This window comes from Streptomyces sp. NPDC002640, assembly GCF_053592575.1.
This window is the reverse complement of sequence record NZ_JBSFVZ010000016.1, coordinates 102545-119736: the sequence shown is the minus strand read 5'-3', so window position 1 is coordinate 119736 and position 17192 is coordinate 102545. Positions and strand designations below refer to the sequence as shown.

Sequence of the window (17192 nt, the reverse complement as noted above, 5' to 3'; positions counted from 1 at the left end):
CCGACCGAGCGAGCAGGAATCTAAGCGCTTGCTCAGCCTCCCTCACCGTACCGGCGAGTAGGACACTCGTCCAGAGAAGCGCCCCTGAACGGCTCCGTAACCCTCATCACGCACCAGTAGAAGCGCCGCCGCCCTTTCCCGCCCCCTCCGGAGCACGGGGGACCCTCGCCGTCACGCCACCGCGACACGCCGCCGCGTCACGCCGCCGCTCCCCGCCTCTCCCCGCCGCCCCGTCACGCCCCGGCGGCGACCTCCGCGGCGGAGGCGAACGCGCCGCGCGCCATCGCGTGGAGCAGCGCCGCCGTCGCCGCCCGCCCCGGCAGGCGCGGCCGGCTGAGGTGCGGCGTGGAGTTGAGCAGCCCGAACACCGCGTGCACCGCCGCCCGCGCCGGGGGCTCGGCCAGCTCCGGGTGCACGTCCCGCACGACCGCCACCCACAGCTCGACGTACTGCCGCTGGAGCTGCCGCACCATCTTCCGGTCGCTGTCCCGCAGGCGGTCCAGCTCGCGGTCGTGCAGGGTGATCAGCGGGCGGTCGTCGAGCGCGAAGTCGATGTGCCCCTCGATCAGCGAGTCGAGGACCGCCTCGGGGCCTCCCCCGGCCGCGGCCCCGGCCTCGGTCCCGGCTTCGGCCACCCGCCGCCTGCCCCCCGTGAGGAGCTGACCGCTGATGCCCACCAGCAGCTCCGCGAGCATCGCGTCCTTGCCGGCGAAGTGCCGGTACAGCCCGGGCCCGCTGATGCCGACGGCGGCGCCTATCTCGTCGACGCCGACGCCGTGGAAGCCGCGTTCGGCGAAGAGCCGCGCGGCCTCCTTGAGGATCTGCTCACGGCGGGTCGAGGCATCGGTCCTGGTGGCCATGGCATCAATTGTAGACAGGCGGGTTAGCGCTCGTTAACCTGAAGGAAATGGGTTAACGAGCGCTAACCTGAGGGAGCGCCTGATGGACGACGCACCGGAGCTGAAGAGCGCGGCGGATCCCGCCTCGGACGCCTGGAGGGCCAACGAGGCGGCCCACCGCGCCCTGGTGGAGGAGCTGCGCGCCAAGCTGGCCGCGGCCCGCCTGGGCGGGGGCGAGAAGGCCCGCGCGCGGCACACCGCGCGCGGCAAGCTGCTGCCGCGCGACCGGGTCGACACCCTGCTCGACCCCGGCTCGCCGTTCCTGGAGCTCGCGCCGCTCGCGGCGGACGGGCTGTACGACGGCCAGGCGCCCGCCGCGGGGGTGATCGCCGGCATCGGCCGGATCGGCGGCCGCGAGTGCGTGGTCGTGGCCAACGACGCCACGGTCAAGGGCGGCACCTACTACCCGATGACGGTGAAGAAGCACCTGCGCGCCCAGGAGGTCGCGCTGGAGAACCGCCTCCCGTGCGTCTACCTGGTCGACTCCGGCGGCGCGTTCCTGCCGATGCAGGACGAGGTCTTCCCCGACCGGGAGCACTTCGGCCGGATCTTCTACAACCAGGCCAGGATGTCCGCGGCCGGGATCCCGCAGATCGCCTCCGTGATGGGTTCCTGCACGGCGGGCGGCGCCTACGTCCCGGCGATGAGCGACGAGGCGGTCATCGTCCGCGACCAGGGCACGATCTTCCTGGGCGGTCCGCCGCTGGTGAAGGCGGCCACGGGCGAGGTGGTCACGGCGGAGGAGCTGGGCGGCGGCGAGGTCCACTCCCGGGTCTCCGGCGTCACCGACCACCTCGCCGAGGACGACGCGCACGCCCTGCGCATCGTGCGGACCATCGTCTCCACGCTGCCCGCCCGCCGGGAGCTGCCCTGGCAGGTCACCGCCCCCGTCGAGCCCAAGGTGGACCCGTTCGGCCTCTACGGCGCGGTGCCGGTCGACTCCCGCACGCCCTACGACGCCCGCGAGATCATCGCCCGGATCGTCGACGGCTCCCGCTTCGCCGAGTTCAAGTCGGAGTTCGGCCAGACCCTGGTCACCGGCTTCGCCCGGATCCACGGCCACCCGGTGGGCATCGTCGCCAACAACGGCATCCTGTTCGCCGAGTCCGCCCAGAAGGGCGCGCACTTCGTCGAACTGTGCGACCAGCGCGGCATCCCCCTGGTGTTCCTGCAGAACATCTCCGGCTTCATGGTCGGCCGCGACTACGAGGCGGGCGGCATCGCCAAGCACGGCGCCAAGATGGTCACGGCGGTGGCCTGCACCCGGGTGCCGAAGCTGACGGTGGTGGTCGGCGGCTCGTACGGCGCGGGCAACTACTCCATGTGCGGACGGGCCTATTCGCCGCGCTTCCTGTGGATGTGGCCGAACGCCAAGATCTCGGTGATGGGCGGCGAGCAGGCCGCCTCCGTGCTGGCCACGGTCAAGCGGGACCAGCTCGAGGCGCGCGGCGAGGAGTGGCCCGCGGAGGACGAGGAGTCCTTCAAGGCCCCCGTGCGCGCCCAGTACGAGGAGCAGGGGAACGCCTACTACGCGACGGCCCGTCTCTGGGACGACGGCGTGATCGACCCGCTGGACACCCGGCAGGTCCTGGGCCTGGCTCTGACCGCCTGCGGCAACGCCCCGCTGGGCGAGCCGAAGTTCGGCGTCTTCCGGATGTGAGGGGTGGGACACGTGACACACACCATGACTACGCAGGCCACGACCGCGCAGGCAGCGCCCTCGGGGCCCGCGGCCCCGAGGGCGATGTTCGACACGGTGCTGGTCGCCAACCGCGGCGAGATCGCCGTCCGGGTGATCCGCACGCTGCGGGAACTGGGCGTCCGCTCGGTCGCCGTCTTCTCGGACGCGGACGCCGGGGCACCGCACGTGCGGGCGGCCGACACCGCGGTGCGGATCGGCCCCGCGCCGGCCGCCGAGAGCTACCTGCGCATCGACCGGATCCTGGAGGCCGCCGCCCGCACCGGCGCGCAGGCCGTGCACCCGGGGTACGGCTTCCTCGCGGAGAACGCCGCCTTCGCGCAGGCCTGCGCGGACGCCGGGCTGGTCTTCCTCGGCCCGCCCGCCTCGGCGATCGACCTGATGGGCGACAAGATCCGCGCCAAGGAGACGGTCCGCGCGGCCGGCGTCCCGGTGGTGCCGGGTTCCAGCGGCAGCGGGCTGTCCGACGCCGAGCTGGCGCGGGCGGCCCGGGAGATCGGCATGCCGGTGCTGCTCAAGCCCAGCGCGGGCGGCGGCGGCAAGGGCATGCGCCTGGTCCGCGAGGAGTCCGCGCTGGCCGACGAGATCGCCGCGGCCCGCCGGGAGGCCCGCGCCTCCTTCGGTGACGACACGCTGCTGGTGGAGCGCTGGGTCGACCGCCCCCGGCACATCGAGATCCAGGTCCTGGCCGACGCCCACGGCAACGTCCTGCACCTGGGCGAGCGCGAGTGCTCGCTCCAGCGGCGGCACCAGAAGATCGTCGAGGAGGCGCCCAGCGTCCTGCTGGACGAGGCGACCCGGGCGGCGATGGGCGAGGCGGCCGTCCAGGCGGCCCGCTCCTGCGGCTACGTCGGCGCGGGCACGGTGGAGTTCATCGTCCCCGGCGGCGATCCCTCCTCCTACTACTTCATGGAGATGAACACCCGCCTCCAGGTCGAGCACCCGGTGACGGAGCTGGCCGTGTCCATCGGTGGGGGCGGCCTGGACCTGGTGGAGTGGCAGCTGCGGGTCGCCGCCGGCGAGCCCCTGCCCTTCACCCAGCAGGACGTCACCCTCACCGGCCACGCCGTGGAGGCCCGCATCTGCGCGGAGGACCCCTCGCGCGGCTTCCTGCCCTCGGGCGGCAGGGTGCTTCTGCTGCGCGAGCCGTCCGGTCCCGGCGTGCGCACCGACTCCGGGCTGGCCGAGGGCTCCGAGGTGGGCAGCCTCTACGACCCGATGCTGGCCAAGGTGATCGCGCACGGCCCCGACCGGGCCACGGCGCTGCGCCGCCTGCGGGCCGCCCTCGCGGACCTGGTGGTGCTGGGCGTGCCCACCAACGCCGGGTTCCTGCGCCGGCTGCTGGCCCACCCGGCGGTGGTGTCGGGCGAGATGGACACCGGTCTGGTGGAGCGGGAGGTCGACTCCCTGATCCCCGAGGGCGTGCCCGCGGAGGTCTACGAGGCGGCGGCCGCGGTCCGGCTGGCCGGGCTGGCGCCCGAGCAGGCCGAGGGCGGCTGGACGGACCCGTTCGCCGTTCCCAGCGGCTGGCGCCTCGGCGGCGTCGAGGCGTACCGGCCGGCCGCCTTCCCGCTGCGGGTGCCGGGGCTCGACCCGGTCACCCACACGCCGCGGGGCGACGCGGCCGGTCACGAGGTGGGCCCGGACCGGGTCTCGGTGACGCTGGACGGCGTGCGCCACACCTTCCACCGGGCCGACGACTGGCTCGGCCGGGAGGGCGACGCCTGGCAGGTCCGCGACCACGACCCGGTGGCCGCCTCGCTGACCGGTGCGGCCCGCGCCGGCGCGGACTCGCTGACCGCCCCCATGCCGGGCACGGTGACGGTGGTCAAGGCCGCCGTCGGCGACCGGGTGGAGGCCGGGCAGAGCCTGCTGGTGGTGGAGGCGATGAAGATGGAGCACGTCATCTCCGCCCCGCACTCCGGCACGGTCGCCGAGCTGGAGGTCACCCCGGGCACCGCGGTCGCGATGGACCAGGTCCTCGTCGTGATCACGCCCGACGAGGACGGGGAGGAAACGCGATGACCGCCGCCGGACTGCCGATGCGGGTCTCCGCCGAGGGCCTCCCCGCCCGGGTGCGGATCTACGAGGTCGGCGCCCGGGACGGCCTGCAGAACGAGCAGGGCACGGTCCCCACCGAGGTGAAGGCGGAGTTCGTCCGCCGTCTCGCCGGGGCGGGGCTGTCCACGGTCGAGGCCACCAGTTTCGTCCACCCCAAGTGGGTCCCGCAGCTCGCGGACGCGGAGCAACTGTTCCCGATGGTCCGCGACCTGCCGGTCGAGCTGCCGGTGCTGGTGCCCAACGAGCGCGGCCTGGACCGGGCGCTGGCGCTGGGCGCGCGCACGGTGGCGCTGTTCGCCAGCGCCACCGAGTCCTTCGCCAAGGCCAACCTCAACCGCACGGTCGACGAGTCGCTGGCCATGTTCGAGCCGGTCGCCGCCCGCGCCGGGGCGGAGGGGCTGCGGATCCGCGCGTACGTCTCGATGGTCTTCGGCGACCCGTGGGAGGGCCCGGTGGCCGTCCCGCAGGTCGTCAGGGTCTGCCGTGCGCTGCTGGACATGGGCGCCGACGAGCTGAGCCTGAGCGACACCATCGGCGTCGCCACGCCGGGCCACGTCACCGGCGTACTCGCCGCCCTGCGGGAGGCCGGGGTCCCCACGGAGGCCGTCGGCGTCCACTTCCACGACACCTACGGCCAGGCCCTGGCCAACACCCTGGCCGCCCTCCAGGCCGGTGTCACCACCGTCGACGCCTCCGCCGGAGGCCTCGGCGGATGCCCGTACGCGAAGTCCGCCACCGGCAACCTCGCGACCGAGGACCTGGTGTGGATGCTCCAGGGCCTCGGCATCGAGACCGGGGTCGACCTCGGCCGTCTCACCGCCACCAGCGTATGGATGGCCGACCACCTGGGCCGGCCCAGCCCGTCCCGCACCGTCCGAGCCCTCTCCCACCAGGAGCAGTGACGCGATGACCGCCACCACCGACACCACCGCCACCCCGCGGGACCGCCGCCTCAGCCCCGAGCTGGAGGAACTGCGCCGCACCGTCGAGGAGTTCGCCCACGACGTGGTCGCCCCCAAGATCGGCGACCACTACGAGCGGCACGAGTTCCCGTACGAGATCGTCCGCGAGATGGGCCGCATGGGCCTGTTCGGCCTGCCGTTCCCCGAGGAGTACGGCGGCATGGGCGGCGACTACTTCGCCCTGGGCGTCGCCCTGGAGGAGCTGGCCCGGGTCGACTCCTCGGTCGCCATCACCCTGGAGGCCGGTGTCTCGCTGGGCGCCATGCCGATCCACCTCTTCGGCACCGAGGAGCAGAAGCGCCGGTGGCTGCCGCGGCTGTGCTCCGGCGAGGTCCTCGGCGCGTTCGGCCTGACCGAGCCCGAGGGCGGCTCCGACGCGGGCGCCACCCGCACCACGGCCCGGCTGGACGAGGCCACCGGCGAGTGGGTGATCAACGGCACCAAGTGCTTCATCACCAACTCCGGCACGGACATCACCGGCCTGGTCACGGTCACCGCGGTCACCGGCCGCAAGCCGGACGGGCGGCCGGAGATCTCCGCGATCATCGTCCCCTCCGGGACCCCCGGGTTCACGGTCGCCGCCCCCTACTCCAAGGTCGGCTGGAACGCCTCGGACACCCGTGAGCTCTCCTTCTCCGACGTCCGCGTCCCGGCCGCCAACCTGCTGGGCCAGGAGGGCCGCGGGTACGCCCAGTTCCTGCGGATCCTCGACGAGGGCCGGATCGCCATCGCGGCGCTGGCCACCGGACTGGCGCAGGGCTGCGTGGACGAGTCGGTGAAGTACGCCGGCGAGCGCCGCGCCTTCGGCCGTCCGATCGGCGCCAACCAGGCCATCCAGTTCAAGCTGGCCGACATGGAGATGAAGGCCCACACCTCCCGCCTGGCGTGGCACGACGCGGCGGCGCGGATGGTCGCGGGCCGTCCGTTCAAGAAGGAGGCGGCGATTGCCAAGCTGTACTCCTCCACGGTCGCGGTGGACAACGCCCGTGAGGCCACCCAGATCCACGGCGGGTACGGCTTCATGAACGAGTACCCGGTGGCCCGGATGTGGCGGGACTCCAAGATCCTGGAGATCGGCGAGGGCACCAGCGAGGTCCAGCGGATGCTGATCGCCCGCGAAATGGGCGTCGCCTGACACTCCCGCCCGTCGGACCGCGGAGGCGGACCCCCTCCGCGAGGCGGTCCGCCTCCGCCGGGCGGTCCGCCTCCGCCGGGCGGTCCGCCTCCGCCGGGCGGTCCGCCTCCGCGGGGCGGTCCGCCCCGCGGCCCTACGCCCGCCCGGCCTTCTCACGCCCGCGCCGGCCCCACGCCCGCTCCCGTCCGTCCTACGCCCGCCCCGGCGCCGCCCGCGTCGTGGCCAGCAGTTCCGCGTAGCCGCGCCGTGTCGCGGCCAGCACGATCCGGTCGTCCGGCCGGAGCACGTACCCGGGGTGCAGGTCCCACAGCAGCTGCGGCTCGTCGCCCGAGGCGCCGCGCGCCAGGTCCGGCCGACGGGCCTCGGGCCGCTGCGTGTCCAGGGCGAGCACCCGCCAGGCCCCGGCCCGGAACGCCTCGGACACGGTGCGCCCCTCGAACTGCGGGTGCCCGCCGACCACCAGGGCCGCGAACAGCAGCACCTTGCGCTCGATGGAGATGGCGCCCAGCACCTGCCGCCCCATCATCGCCGCGGCGAACGCCGGCGCGGAGAGGTGGCTGACGCTGCGGCTGCGGGTCACCGCGCGCGGGTGCGCGGTCCGCAGGGTGCGGTAGACGACGGTGGCGAACTCGTCGTCGTACAGCCGCAGCGCCACCCGGAGTTCGGGGGCGATCGCCCGGGCGGCCAGCGTCGCCTCCAGGTTGGTGGTGTCGGAGCTGGTCAGCGCCAGGAGGGCCGCCGCCCGGTGGATCTTGGCCGCGCCCAGCACCCCCGCCTCGGTGACGTCGCCGAGCACCACCGGCACCCCGAGGTCCCGCGCGAGCGGCACGCCGCGCGCCTCGGCGGACTGCTCCACGCACACCACCGGCACGTCCAGCTCACGCAGCCGTGACAGCACCCGGGTGCCGACCCTGCCGAGGCCCAGCAGCACGATGTGCCCGGAGAGCCCGCGCGGCGGCCGGCGCAGCGCGCCCGCGCCGCGGAAGGTGCCCAGCGCCTCCAGGCCGGCCGCCACCAGCAGCGGCAGCAGGGCCAGGCCGACCAGCCCGGACAGCAGTTGCAGGATCTGACGCGACGCCGGGTCGCCCACCGCCGGGTCGCCGATGCCGAGGAGGTCGAGCAGCGAGAGGTAGGTGGCGGACAGGAAGCCCAGGTCGGTGAGGACCGTGGTGGCGACGGCCAGCGCCAGCACCGAGGCCGCCACCCCGGCCGTGGCCCAGCGCAGCCGCCGGGAGAACACCAGGGACAGCGGCGCGCCCCGGCGGGCCAGCCGGCGCGGCGGAAGGGCGGGGCCGGTGCGGCGCAGCGCGTCCAGCACCACCGTGCCGCGTCCGGTGGCCGCCCGGACCTCGGCCTCGTCCGGGAGCAGCCGCGGACCCTGGGGACCGCTGGCGTCGGAGCCCTCGGCGCCGGCCGGGTCGGCGGTGGTGGAGGACAGCAGGGCGAGCGTGCACAGACCGGGGTCGGCGGTCGCGCCCTCCCGGGGCGGGGTGCGCTCGGCGGCGCGCAGCAGCAGCCCGTCGGCCTGAACCACCCGGCGGGTGTCGGCCACCGCGGTGGCGGCCAGGGCGGGGGCGGCGGTGTCCGCGTCGGAGAGGACGGTGGTGGATGCCTCCAGGGTGGCCCGGTCCAGGTCGGGCTCGGCCACCAGGGCCGCCTGGTCGAGGAGTTCCTCCATGTACTCGCCCAGCTTGCGGTTGTACATCCGCACGACCAGCCGCACCGAGGGGTTGAGGCGGCGCGCGGCGAGGGCGGCGCGCAGGTTGGTCTCGTCGTCCTCGTAGAGCAGGGCGAGCGCGGTGGCGCGTTCCACGCCGGCCTCGGTGAGGACGTCCAGGCCGGGCTGGGCGGCGCGGATCTCCAGCACGGGGATGCTGAGGTTCGGCTGGGAGTCGTAGGGCCCGGTTCCGGCCGCCGGGACCTGGTTGCGGCGGCCGATCAGCGCGGCCGCGCGCGAGACGGTGGAGGCGAACGATCCGGTGTCCGCGGGCCGCTCCCCCGGCACCACCAGGACGACGCGCTGCCGGTACACGTCGCGCAGTTCGGCGGCCAGCCGGGGGGCCAGCCCGTCGTCCCCGCAGACCAGCATGTGCCGTTCCGTACGCGCCCGTTCGCCCTGCCGCGGCAGTGTCACCACACGCCCCCCCTCGCGTCCCCACCCGTCCGGACCGGCCCGACCCTAGCGCGGGCCGCCGACGCCTGCCCGGTGATCGTCGCGGCATGGCGGGTAAGCGCGCACTGCCCCTTCCCGGCAGTTCCGCACCGCCCGGAACTGCCGGGGGCACGCGTCGCCGGACCCTGCGGGCAAGTTTTTCGGCCCACCCCCTGGACAGGAGCAAATGAGGTTAGGCTAACCTTCCTGCGAATCGTCCGGCGGCTGTCCGCCCTGTTCGAAAGCAGTCACCTCATGGCTCAGGTCCGTTCCTCCCTCCCCACCCGTCGCGGCATCCTCGCCGCAGGCGGCGCCCTCGGCCTGGGCGCCGTCCTCGCCGCCTGCGGCGACGACTCGTCGGCTCAGGGCAGTTCGGACAAGGGCGGCGCCTCCTCGGGCCCGTGGACCTTCGAGGACGACCGCGGCACGACCGTGAAGCTCGACAAGGCGCCGCAGAGCGTCGTCGCCTTCACCGGCGTGGGCGCGGCCCTCCACGACTACGGCGTCCAGGTGAAGGGCGTCTTCGGCCCGACCACCACCAAGGACGGCAAGCCCGACGTCCAGGCCGGCGACATGGACGTCTCCAGGGTCGAGGTCATCGGCAACGTCTGGGGCGAGTTCAACGTCGAGAAGTACGCGGCGCTCAAGCCGGACCTGCTGGTCTCCACCATGTTCGACGGCGCGGGCACCCTCTGGTACGTCCCGGAGGAGTCCAAGGACCAGATCGCCAAGTTCGCCCCGAGCGTCGGCGTCTCCGTCTACGACGTGCAGCTGACGAAGTCGCTGGAGCGGATGGCCGCGCTGGCCGAGGCGCTGGGCGCGGACATGAAGGCCGCGAAGGTCGTCGAGGCGAAGAAGGAGTTCGAGAAGGCCGCCGCCCGCCTCAAGGCCGCGGCGAAGGCCCGCCCGGAGATCAAGGTCCTGGCCGGTTCCGCCTCCCCCGACCTCTTCTACGTCTCCACCCACAACCTCTCGGTCGACCTCGAGTACTACAAGGCCCTCGGTGTGAACATCGTGGAGCCGGACCCGAAGGCCATCGAGGAGAGCGGCGGCTGGTTCGAGAGCCTCAGCTGGGAGAACGTCGACAAGTACGCCGCCGACGTGATCATCATGGACGACCGCGCGCAGGCCATCCAGCCGGCCGACATCGCCGAGGCGACCTGGGAGAAGCTGCCCGCCGTCAAGGCCGGCCAGGTCATCGCCCGCTCGCCGGAGCCGATCCTCTCCTACGCCAAGTGCACGCCGCTCCTGAACAACCTCGCCGAGGCCATCGAGAACGCCAAGAAGGTCTCCTGACCCCACCGGGCCCCCAGGCCCGACCCCCGCGGCCCGGCAGCCGCCCGACGCCCCCGGAGACGGTCCTCCGGGGGCGTCCCCACGCCCCACGGCCACACGTCACCCCCCGCACTCCCGCGACGCGGCTCCGCACCGGCCCCCGCGCGCCCCACAGGCCCGCGCCCTCGCCCGCGCCCTCGCCCGCGCCCCGCGCGCCCCGCCTCACCGCACCCCGCCTCCGCACCCCCTCCGCGCGCACCCCACGGCGCAGCCCGGCCCCACCGCCACGCACCCTCGTGACGCCGCACCAGACCCCCGCACGCCCCGGCCCGGTCACACCGCGCCTCGCCCGCGCGCCGCACGCCCCGACGCACCGCACCCCGTCTCCGCACCCCCGAGACACGGCGCCGCACCAGGCCCCGCGCAGCCCGGCCCGGTCACACCGCGCCTCGCCCGCGCGCCGCGCGCCCCGACGCACCGCACCCCGCCTCCGCACCCCCGCGACACCGGCCCCGCACCAGCCCCCCGCACGCCCCGGCCCGGTCACACCGCGGCCTCACCCACCCCGCCTCCGCAAGCCCCGTGACACGGCACCACAGCAGGCCCCGACCCAGCCACGGCGGCCCCGCCCGCGCGCCACCTCACCCCGCCCCCAGGCGTACCCCGCGACGCAACCCGGCCTCACCGCCACGCGCCCCCGCGACGCAGCCCGGCTCCACCGCCACGCGCCCCGCACCGCACCCTCGCCCGGCCCGGGCGAACCCGGCACCCCGAAGCCCCCGCCCCCGCCCCCGCGCCCGCCCAGCCGCGAAAATGTGGCCTGCCGCACCCGAACGCCGCGATCCTGCCCGATATCGGGCAGGATTGTTGCGGAAGCCGCGCGCCGTATCGGAGGATCAGCCATGCACGACGAACTCGTCGATCACCTGACGCGGTCCTCCTCGCTCACGCGGGGCGAGGCCGTGCGGGTGATCCAGGACGTTCTCGCCTTTTTCGACGAGACGACCGAGGACTACGTCCGTCGCCGCCACCGCGAGCTCCAGGCCCAGGGCCTGGTGAACGCGGAGATCTTCACGAGGATCGCGGCGGACCTCCAGTACCGCGCGGTGGCGCCGCCGGAGCTCTCGCTCCGGCAGCTCCGCCGCATCGTCTATGGCTGAGGAACCAGAACATATGTGCGGAATTGTCGGCTACATCGGCAAGCGTGACATCGCCCCGCTGCTCCTCGAGGGCCTCGCGCGCCTCGAGTACCGCGGGTACGACTCCGCGGGCATCGCCGTCACGGCCCCCAAGGGCGGGCTGAAGATGGTCAAGGCCAAGGGTCGTGTCCGTGAGCTCGAGGCGAAGGTGCCGGCCCGCTTCAAGGGCACGGCCGGCATCGCCCACACCCGCTGGGCCACCCACGGCGCGCCGTCCGACGTGAACGCGCACCCGCACCTCTCCGCCGACGAGAAGGTCGCCGTCGTCCACAACGGCATCATCGACAACGCCACGGACCTGCGCCGCAAGCTGGAGGCCGACGGCGTCGAGTTCCTCTCCGAGACCGACACCGAGGTCCTCACCCACCTGATCGCCCGCTCCCAGGCGCCCACGCTGGAGGAGAAGGTCCGCCAGGCGGTCCGCCTGATCGAGGGCACGTACGGCATCGCGGTGCTCCACGCCGACTTCGCGGACCGCATCGTCGTCGCCCGCAACGGCTCCCCCGTGGTGCTCGGCATAGGCGAGAAGGAGATGTTCGTCGCCTCGGACATCGCCGCCCTGGTCACCCACACCCGCCAGATCGTCACCCTGGACGACGGCGAGATGGCCACCCTCACCGCGGAGGACTTCCGCACCTACACCACCGAGGGCACCAGCACCGCCGCCGAGCCGACCACCGTCGAGTGGGAGGCCGCCTCCTACGACATGGGCGGCCACGACACCTACATGCACAAGGAGATCCACGAACAGGCCGACGCCGTGGACCGCGTGCTGCGCGGCCGCATCGACGACCGGTTCTCCACCGTGCACCTGGGCGGTCTCAACCTCGACGCCCGCGAGGCCCGCAAGATCCGCCGCGTGAAGATCCTCGGCTGCGGCACCTCGTACCACGCCGGCATGATCGGCGCCCAGATGATCGAGGAGCTGGCCCGCATCCCCGCGGACGCCGAGCCGGCCTCCGAGTTCCGCTACCGCAACGCGGTCGTCGACCCCGACACGCTGTACATCGCCGTCTCCCAGTCCGGCGAGACCTACGACGTGCTCGCCGCGGTCCAGGAGCTCAAGCGCAAGGGCGCCCGCGTCCTCGGCGTGGTCAACGTGGTGGGCTCCGCCATCGCCCGTGAGTCGGACGGCGGCATCTACGTGCACGCCGGCCCCGAGGTCTGCGTGGTCTCCACCAAGTGCTTCACCAACACCACGGTCGCCTTCGCGCTGCTCGCCCTGCACCTGGGCCGCACCCGTGACCTGTCCGTCGCCGACGGCAAGCGGATCATCGCCGGTCTGCGCCGCCTGCCGGAGCAGATCAACGAGATCCTCAAGACCGAGGACGAGATCAAGGAGCTGGCGCAGGAGTTCGCCGACGCCCGCTCGATGCTCTTCATCGGCCGCGTCCGCGGCTACCCGGTCGCCCGCGAGGCCTCGCTGAAGCTGAAGGAGGTCTCGTACATCCACGCCGAGGCCTACCCGGCCTCCGAGCTGAAGCACGGCCCGCTGGCCCTGATCGAGCCGGCCCTGCCGACCGTCGCGATCGTGCCGGACGACGACCTGCTGGAGAAGAACCGCGCCGCCCTCGAGGAGATCAAGGCCCGCAGCGGCAAGATCCTCGCGGTCGCGCACCAGGAGCAGGAGAAGGCCGACCGGACCGTCCTCGTCCCGAAGAACGAGAACGAGCTGGACCCGATCCTGATGGGCATCCCGCTGCAGCTGCTCGCCTACCACACGGCGCTGGCGCTGGGCCGGGACATCGACAAGCCGCGCAACCTGGCCAAGTCGGTCACCGTCGAGTAGTCACGGCGGCGGTCCGGCGTCCCGGACGGCGAAACGGTCCCTGCGCGCCACCATGCACAGGGACCGTTTCTTTCCTCGGGCCGGAGCCGCCCGAACTCCTCCGGCCCAGGCTGCCGTTGCGTGGCCGTCACCCCACCGCGGTCGGCAACCGGTTTCCGTGTCGGGTTTCTTCCCGTGTGACGACGCCGAACACGCCGTACGCACCGGTAGCTTGAGCCGGGCTGTACACAACTGCGCGCGCTGTTGACGGCGTTCAGGGCGCGGCGCGGGAGAAACGCGGCGTCGGCGCGGGGGCACGCGTCAGCCGCGGGGGCAGGAGTCGGCCGCGGAGGCACGCGTCAGCCGCGGGGGCGGGACTCGGCCGCGAGGGCAGGAGTCGGCCGCAAGGGCAGGATTCGGCCGGGGGTCGCGTCGGCCGGCGTCAGGGGATGACGACCACGGGGCGCTGCGCCCGCTTCGCCAGGCGGCCGGCGACCGAGCCGAAGACCCGGCTCAGCATGCCGTGCGTGGAGCCCACGACGATGGCGTCGGCCTCGTACTCCCGGCCGACCTCCTCCAGCTCGTGGCAGATGTCTCCGCCGCGCTCGACCAGGATCCACGGCACCTCGGCCAGGAAGTCGGCGCAGGCCAGCTCCAGCCCCAGCACCTCGGTGCGGTGGTCGGGGACGTCGACGAAGACGGGCGGCTCGCAGCCGGCCCAGACGGTGGTCGGCAGACGGTTGGCGACGTGGACGATGATCAGTCCCGAGCGGGACCGGGTCGCCATGCCGACGGCGTAGGCGAGGGCGCGCTCACTGGACGTGGAGCCGTCGAACCCGACGACCACCCCGTGCTTGAAGGCGGGGTCGCAGGGGCTGGGGCGCGTCTCGTCCGCCGCCAGGGGATCGGCCGCCGTCGGTTCGGCGACCGGCCGCTTGCGGTCCGCGGGATCGGTGTATTCGTGACCGGCCATGGCTGTCTCGGCGTTGTGATCCTCGTTGAGGCGACGTGAGCGGCGGAGCTGTGTCCGGGATTCATCTTCCCGTCCCCATACCCTCCAGGGTACGGCGGCAAGCGTTCCCGGCCCATTTTCCGCGGGTCCCGCGGGGGCCTCCCCAGGGAGATCCGCAGGTCCGCGCGGTACCGGCAGATGCCGGTGGCAAGACTTCACCCGGTCGGCCGCTCCGCGAGGCCCGCCGGGATTCCCCGGAGCATGCACGAGCCGACGCCCCGGGCGCAATGTTGGCTGCGCCGTACAGGCGGTTCCGTGGCGGATCGGGCGTCCGGGAGGTGACCTCCGCCGTCCTCCCGCCGTTGTACCCGCACGCCTCGCGCGGGGCCCTTTCCGCCGGGCCGGCGGCGGTTCCGCGCCGGGACACGCGTGGTCACCCGCCCCGTACGCCCCACCGGCCCCGTGCGCCACGGAGCACACGGGGCGCATGGGGGCATGTCGGGCCGCTCCGCGCGCACCACCGTCCGACTGACCGGTTTCCGCTCCACCGTCCGCACACTTTCAGCCAACTTCCCCGACCCCCCACCCCCCTGCCGAAACGTCCCCCCAATCACCGTTCGACCAGGGCAAAAAGGGTTCGGCCGCCCTGGGGCACCCTATGGGGATTGGCCACCCGCGAACGGCGCGCTTCCCCGCCCCCTCCCGCACCGCGACCCTTCGTGATCGAATGCTTCACGCCAAGTTGCCATGTCGACATTCCGGCGCTTGCCGAACTGGGCTTTCCGGCGGCGTCGGACACAGTAGATTCGATCTTGACTGTCGTCTGGCGGGGGATTCGTTCAGGACCGAGGGGAAAAGTGCTGGAGCGAGAGACCCGTCCAGTGAGAGGCGCCGCGACCATCGAGGGGGGCTTAGCGGGATGAGCCACGACTCCACCGCCGTACTGGAGGCAGGCGCCAGGAAGCTGTCCGGGCGACGCCGCAAGGAGGTCGTCGCGGTACTGCTCTTCAGCGGCGGCCCGATCTTCGAGAGCTCCATTCCGCTCTCGGTGTTCGGCATCGACCGGCAGGACGCCGGCGTGCCGCGCTACCGGCTGCTGGTGTGCGCCGGCGAGGAGGGACCGCTGCGGACCACGGGGGGCCTGGAGCTCTCCGCGCCGCACGGACTGGAGGCGATCGGCCGGGCCGGCACCGTCGTGGTGCCCGCGTGGCGTTCGATCACCTCCCCGCCGCCCGAGCAGGCGCTCGACGTGCTGCGCCGGGCGCACGAGGAAGGCGCCCGCATCGTGGGCCTGTGCACCGGCGCGTTCGTGCTGGCCGCCGCCGGTCTCCTGGACGGGCGTCCGGCGACCACGCACTGGATGTACGCGCCCACGCTGGCCAAGCGCTATCCGTCGGTCCACGTGGATCCGCGGGAGCTCTTCGTCGACGACGGCGACGTGCTGACCTCGGCCGGTACGGGCGCGGGCATCGACCTGTGCCTGCACATCGTCCGCTCGGACCACGGGAACGAGGCGGCCAACGCGCTGGCCCGCCGCCTGGTCGTCCCGCCCCGCAGGGGCGGCGGCACCGGGCACGCGGGCGGAGCGGGAGGCGGGGCGGCGCAGGAGCGTCACCTCGACAGGTCTTTACCCGAGGAGATCGGCGCCGACCCGCTGGCCGAGGTCGTCGCCTGGGCGCTGGAGCACCTGCACGAGCAGTTCGACGTGGAGCAGCTGGCGGCGCGCGCGTACATGTCGCGGCGCACGTTCGACCGGCGGTTCCGTTCGCTGACCGGCAGCGCCCCGCTGCAGTGGCTGATCACCCAGCGGGTGCTCCAGGCGCAGCGGCTGCTGGAGACGTCGGACTACTCGGTCGACGAGGTGGCCGGGCGCTGCGGCTTCCGTTCGCCGGTGGCGCTGCGCGGGCACTTCCGGCGGCAGCTCGGGGCGTCCCCGGCGGCCTACCGGGCCGCGTACCGGGCCCGTCGTCCGCAGGGCGAGAAGGGCACGGCCTCGGAGAACGGCTCCGTCGCGCCGCAGGGGCAGAGCCAGCCGCAGGGTGCCGTGCCGGTGCCGTCGGGTGAACCGGCGCCGCTGCCCGGGCCGCCCGCCGTGCCCGCCCAGTCGCGGCGGCCCGCGGACGGCGGTGAGGCCCTGCCGCGGCCGACGGTGCCCGGCCGGCGCTGAGCCGCCGCGCACCGCGGGCGCGGAGGGGGCGTGCATCCGCACGCCCCCTCCGCGCGCGGGGAGGTACGGCAGCGCGTACGGTCACCTTCCCGCCCCGTAGGGTGGACGTATGAACGATCGCATGGTGTGGATCGACTGCGAGATGACGGGGCTCTCGCTGTCCGACGACGCTCTCATCGAGGTGGCCGCCCTCGTCACCGACTCCGAGCTGAACGTGCTCGGCGAGGGGGTGGACATCGTCATCCGTCCGCCGGACTCGGCGCTGGAGACGATGCCGGAGGTGGTGCGTCAGATGCACACCGCGTCCGGTCTGCTGACCGAGCTGGCGGGGGGCACCACCCTCGCCGACGCCGAGGCGCAGGTGCTCGCCTACATCCGTGAGCATGTGAAGGACCCCGGCAAGGCCCCGCTGTGCGGGAACTCCGTGGGCACCGACCGCGGCTTCCTGCTGCGGGACATGCCGACGCTGGAGGCCTTCATGCACTACCGGATCGTCGACGTCTCCTCGGTGAAGGAGCTGGCGCGGCGCTGGTACCCGCAGGCGTACTTCAACGCCCCGGAGAAGGCCGGCAACCACCGGGCGCTGGCCGACATCCGGGAGTCCATCGCCGAGCTGCGCTACTACCGCGAGGCCGTCTTCGTCCCGCAGCCGGGACCGGACTCCGCCACGGCGCGCTCCATCGCCGCCAAGCACGTGGTGTCCGGCGCCTGACGTCCTGCCCGGCGTCCTTTCCGGGGCGCCGGGAAAAGGGCGGCGCGAGCACCCCTTCCGACCCTGTACACTTTTTCTCGGCCGGTCGGAGAAAACCGCAAGGTAACCGAAGCACCGGTCATGGTGGGTGTAGCTCAGCTGGCAGAGCACCTGGTTGTGGTCCAGGATGTCGCGGGTTCAAGTCCCGTCACTCACCCTGATGGATGAAGGC

12 protein-coding genes and 1 tRNA gene are annotated in these 17192 nt (G+C 73.6%); 10 read left to right on the top strand and 3 right to left on the bottom strand.

All coding sequences use genetic code 11. The annotated features are described in order from the left end of the window. Positions 1–233: 233 nt before the first annotated feature. The gene (locus ACWD3O_RS21440; protein ID WP_451411102.1) at positions 234–860 is read right to left on the bottom strand and encodes an SACE_7040 family transcriptional regulator; all 627 of its coding nucleotides are present in this window, start codon (positions 858–860) and stop codon (positions 234–236) included. 82 nt (positions 861–942) lie between these two features. Between ACWD3O_RS21440 and ACWD3O_RS21435 the strand changes: the two genes are divergently transcribed. The 4 genes from ACWD3O_RS21435 (at position 943) to ACWD3O_RS21420 (ending at position 6756) form a co-directional block, all read left to right on the top strand. Then, positions 943–2559 carry a carboxyl transferase domain-containing protein gene (locus tag ACWD3O_RS21435; RefSeq protein WP_451411103.1) on the top strand — a complete coding sequence of 539 codons (1617 nt, stop codon included), beginning with the start codon at positions 943–945 and terminating at the stop codon, positions 2557–2559. A gap of 84 nt (positions 2560–2643) precedes the next feature. Continuing rightward, positions 2644–4623, top strand: a complete 1980-nt coding sequence (locus tag ACWD3O_RS21430) for an ATP-binding protein (protein WP_451411260.1) — start codon at positions 2644–2646, stop codon at positions 4621–4623. Then, positions 4620–5561 (top strand): hydroxymethylglutaryl-CoA lyase, encoded by a 942-nt coding sequence (locus ACWD3O_RS21425; protein ID WP_451416963.1) that lies wholly within the window; start codon positions 4620–4622, stop codon positions 5559–5561. The genes ACWD3O_RS21430 and ACWD3O_RS21425 overlap by 4 nt, the downstream gene beginning before the upstream one ends. A 4-nt stretch (positions 5562–5565) precedes the next feature. Beyond that, positions 5566–6756 (top strand): acyl-CoA dehydrogenase family protein, encoded by a 1191-nt coding sequence (locus tag ACWD3O_RS21420; RefSeq protein ID WP_451416962.1) that lies wholly within the window; start codon positions 5566–5568, stop codon positions 6754–6756. Between the two features lie 190 nt (positions 6757–6946). Here the strand turns inward: ACWD3O_RS21420 and ACWD3O_RS21415 are convergent, their stop codons facing one another. Beyond that, positions 6947–8845 (bottom strand): NAD-binding protein, encoded by a 1899-nt coding sequence (locus tag ACWD3O_RS21415; protein ID WP_451417008.1) that lies wholly within the window; start codon positions 8843–8845, stop codon positions 6947–6949. A 318-nt stretch (positions 8846–9163) separates the two neighbouring features. Here ACWD3O_RS21415 and ACWD3O_RS21410 point away from each other — a divergent pair, with 318 nt between their 5' ends. The 3 genes from ACWD3O_RS21410 (at position 9164) to glmS (ending at position 13171) form a co-directional block, all read left to right on the top strand. Further along, complete coding sequence (locus tag ACWD3O_RS21410) at positions 9164–10204, top strand: ABC transporter substrate-binding protein (protein WP_451416961.1); 1041 nt, start codon at positions 9164–9166, stop codon at positions 10202–10204. An 881-nt stretch (positions 10205–11085) separates the two neighbouring features. After that, on the top strand, positions 11086–11343 hold the full coding sequence (locus tag ACWD3O_RS21405; RefSeq protein ID WP_356135641.1) for a hypothetical protein: 258 nt from the start codon (positions 11086–11088) through the stop codon (positions 11341–11343). Between the two features lie 13 nt (positions 11344–11356). Further along, positions 11357–13171, top strand: a complete 1815-nt coding sequence (gene glmS, locus ACWD3O_RS21400) for a glutamine--fructose-6-phosphate transaminase (isomerizing) (RefSeq protein ID WP_451411107.1) — start codon at positions 11357–11359, stop codon at positions 13169–13171. 421 nt (positions 13172–13592) lie between these two features. Here the strand turns inward: glmS and ACWD3O_RS21395 are convergent, their stop codons facing one another. Next, entirely contained in the window at positions 13593–14123 is a 531-nt protein-coding gene (locus ACWD3O_RS21395) for a universal stress protein (RefSeq protein ID WP_451416960.1), read from the bottom strand. Positions 14124–15021: 898 nt separating this feature from the next. Between ACWD3O_RS21395 and ACWD3O_RS21390 the strand changes: the two genes are divergently transcribed. The 3 genes from ACWD3O_RS21390 (at position 15022) to ACWD3O_RS21380 (ending at position 17177) form a co-directional block, all read left to right on the top strand. Further along, positions 15022–16269 carry a GlxA family transcriptional regulator gene (locus tag ACWD3O_RS21390; protein WP_451416959.1) on the top strand — a complete coding sequence of 416 codons (1248 nt, stop codon included), beginning with the start codon at positions 15022–15024 and terminating at the stop codon, positions 16267–16269. A 109-nt stretch (positions 16270–16378) separates the two neighbouring features. Continuing rightward, on the top strand, positions 16379–16981 hold the full coding sequence (orn, locus tag ACWD3O_RS21385; RefSeq protein WP_451411110.1) for an oligoribonuclease: 603 nt from the start codon (positions 16379–16381) through the stop codon (positions 16979–16981). Positions 16982–17104: 123 nt separating this feature from the next. After that, positions 17105–17177 (top strand) — tRNA-His (locus ACWD3O_RS21380). Positions 17178–17192 lie beyond the last annotated feature (15 nt).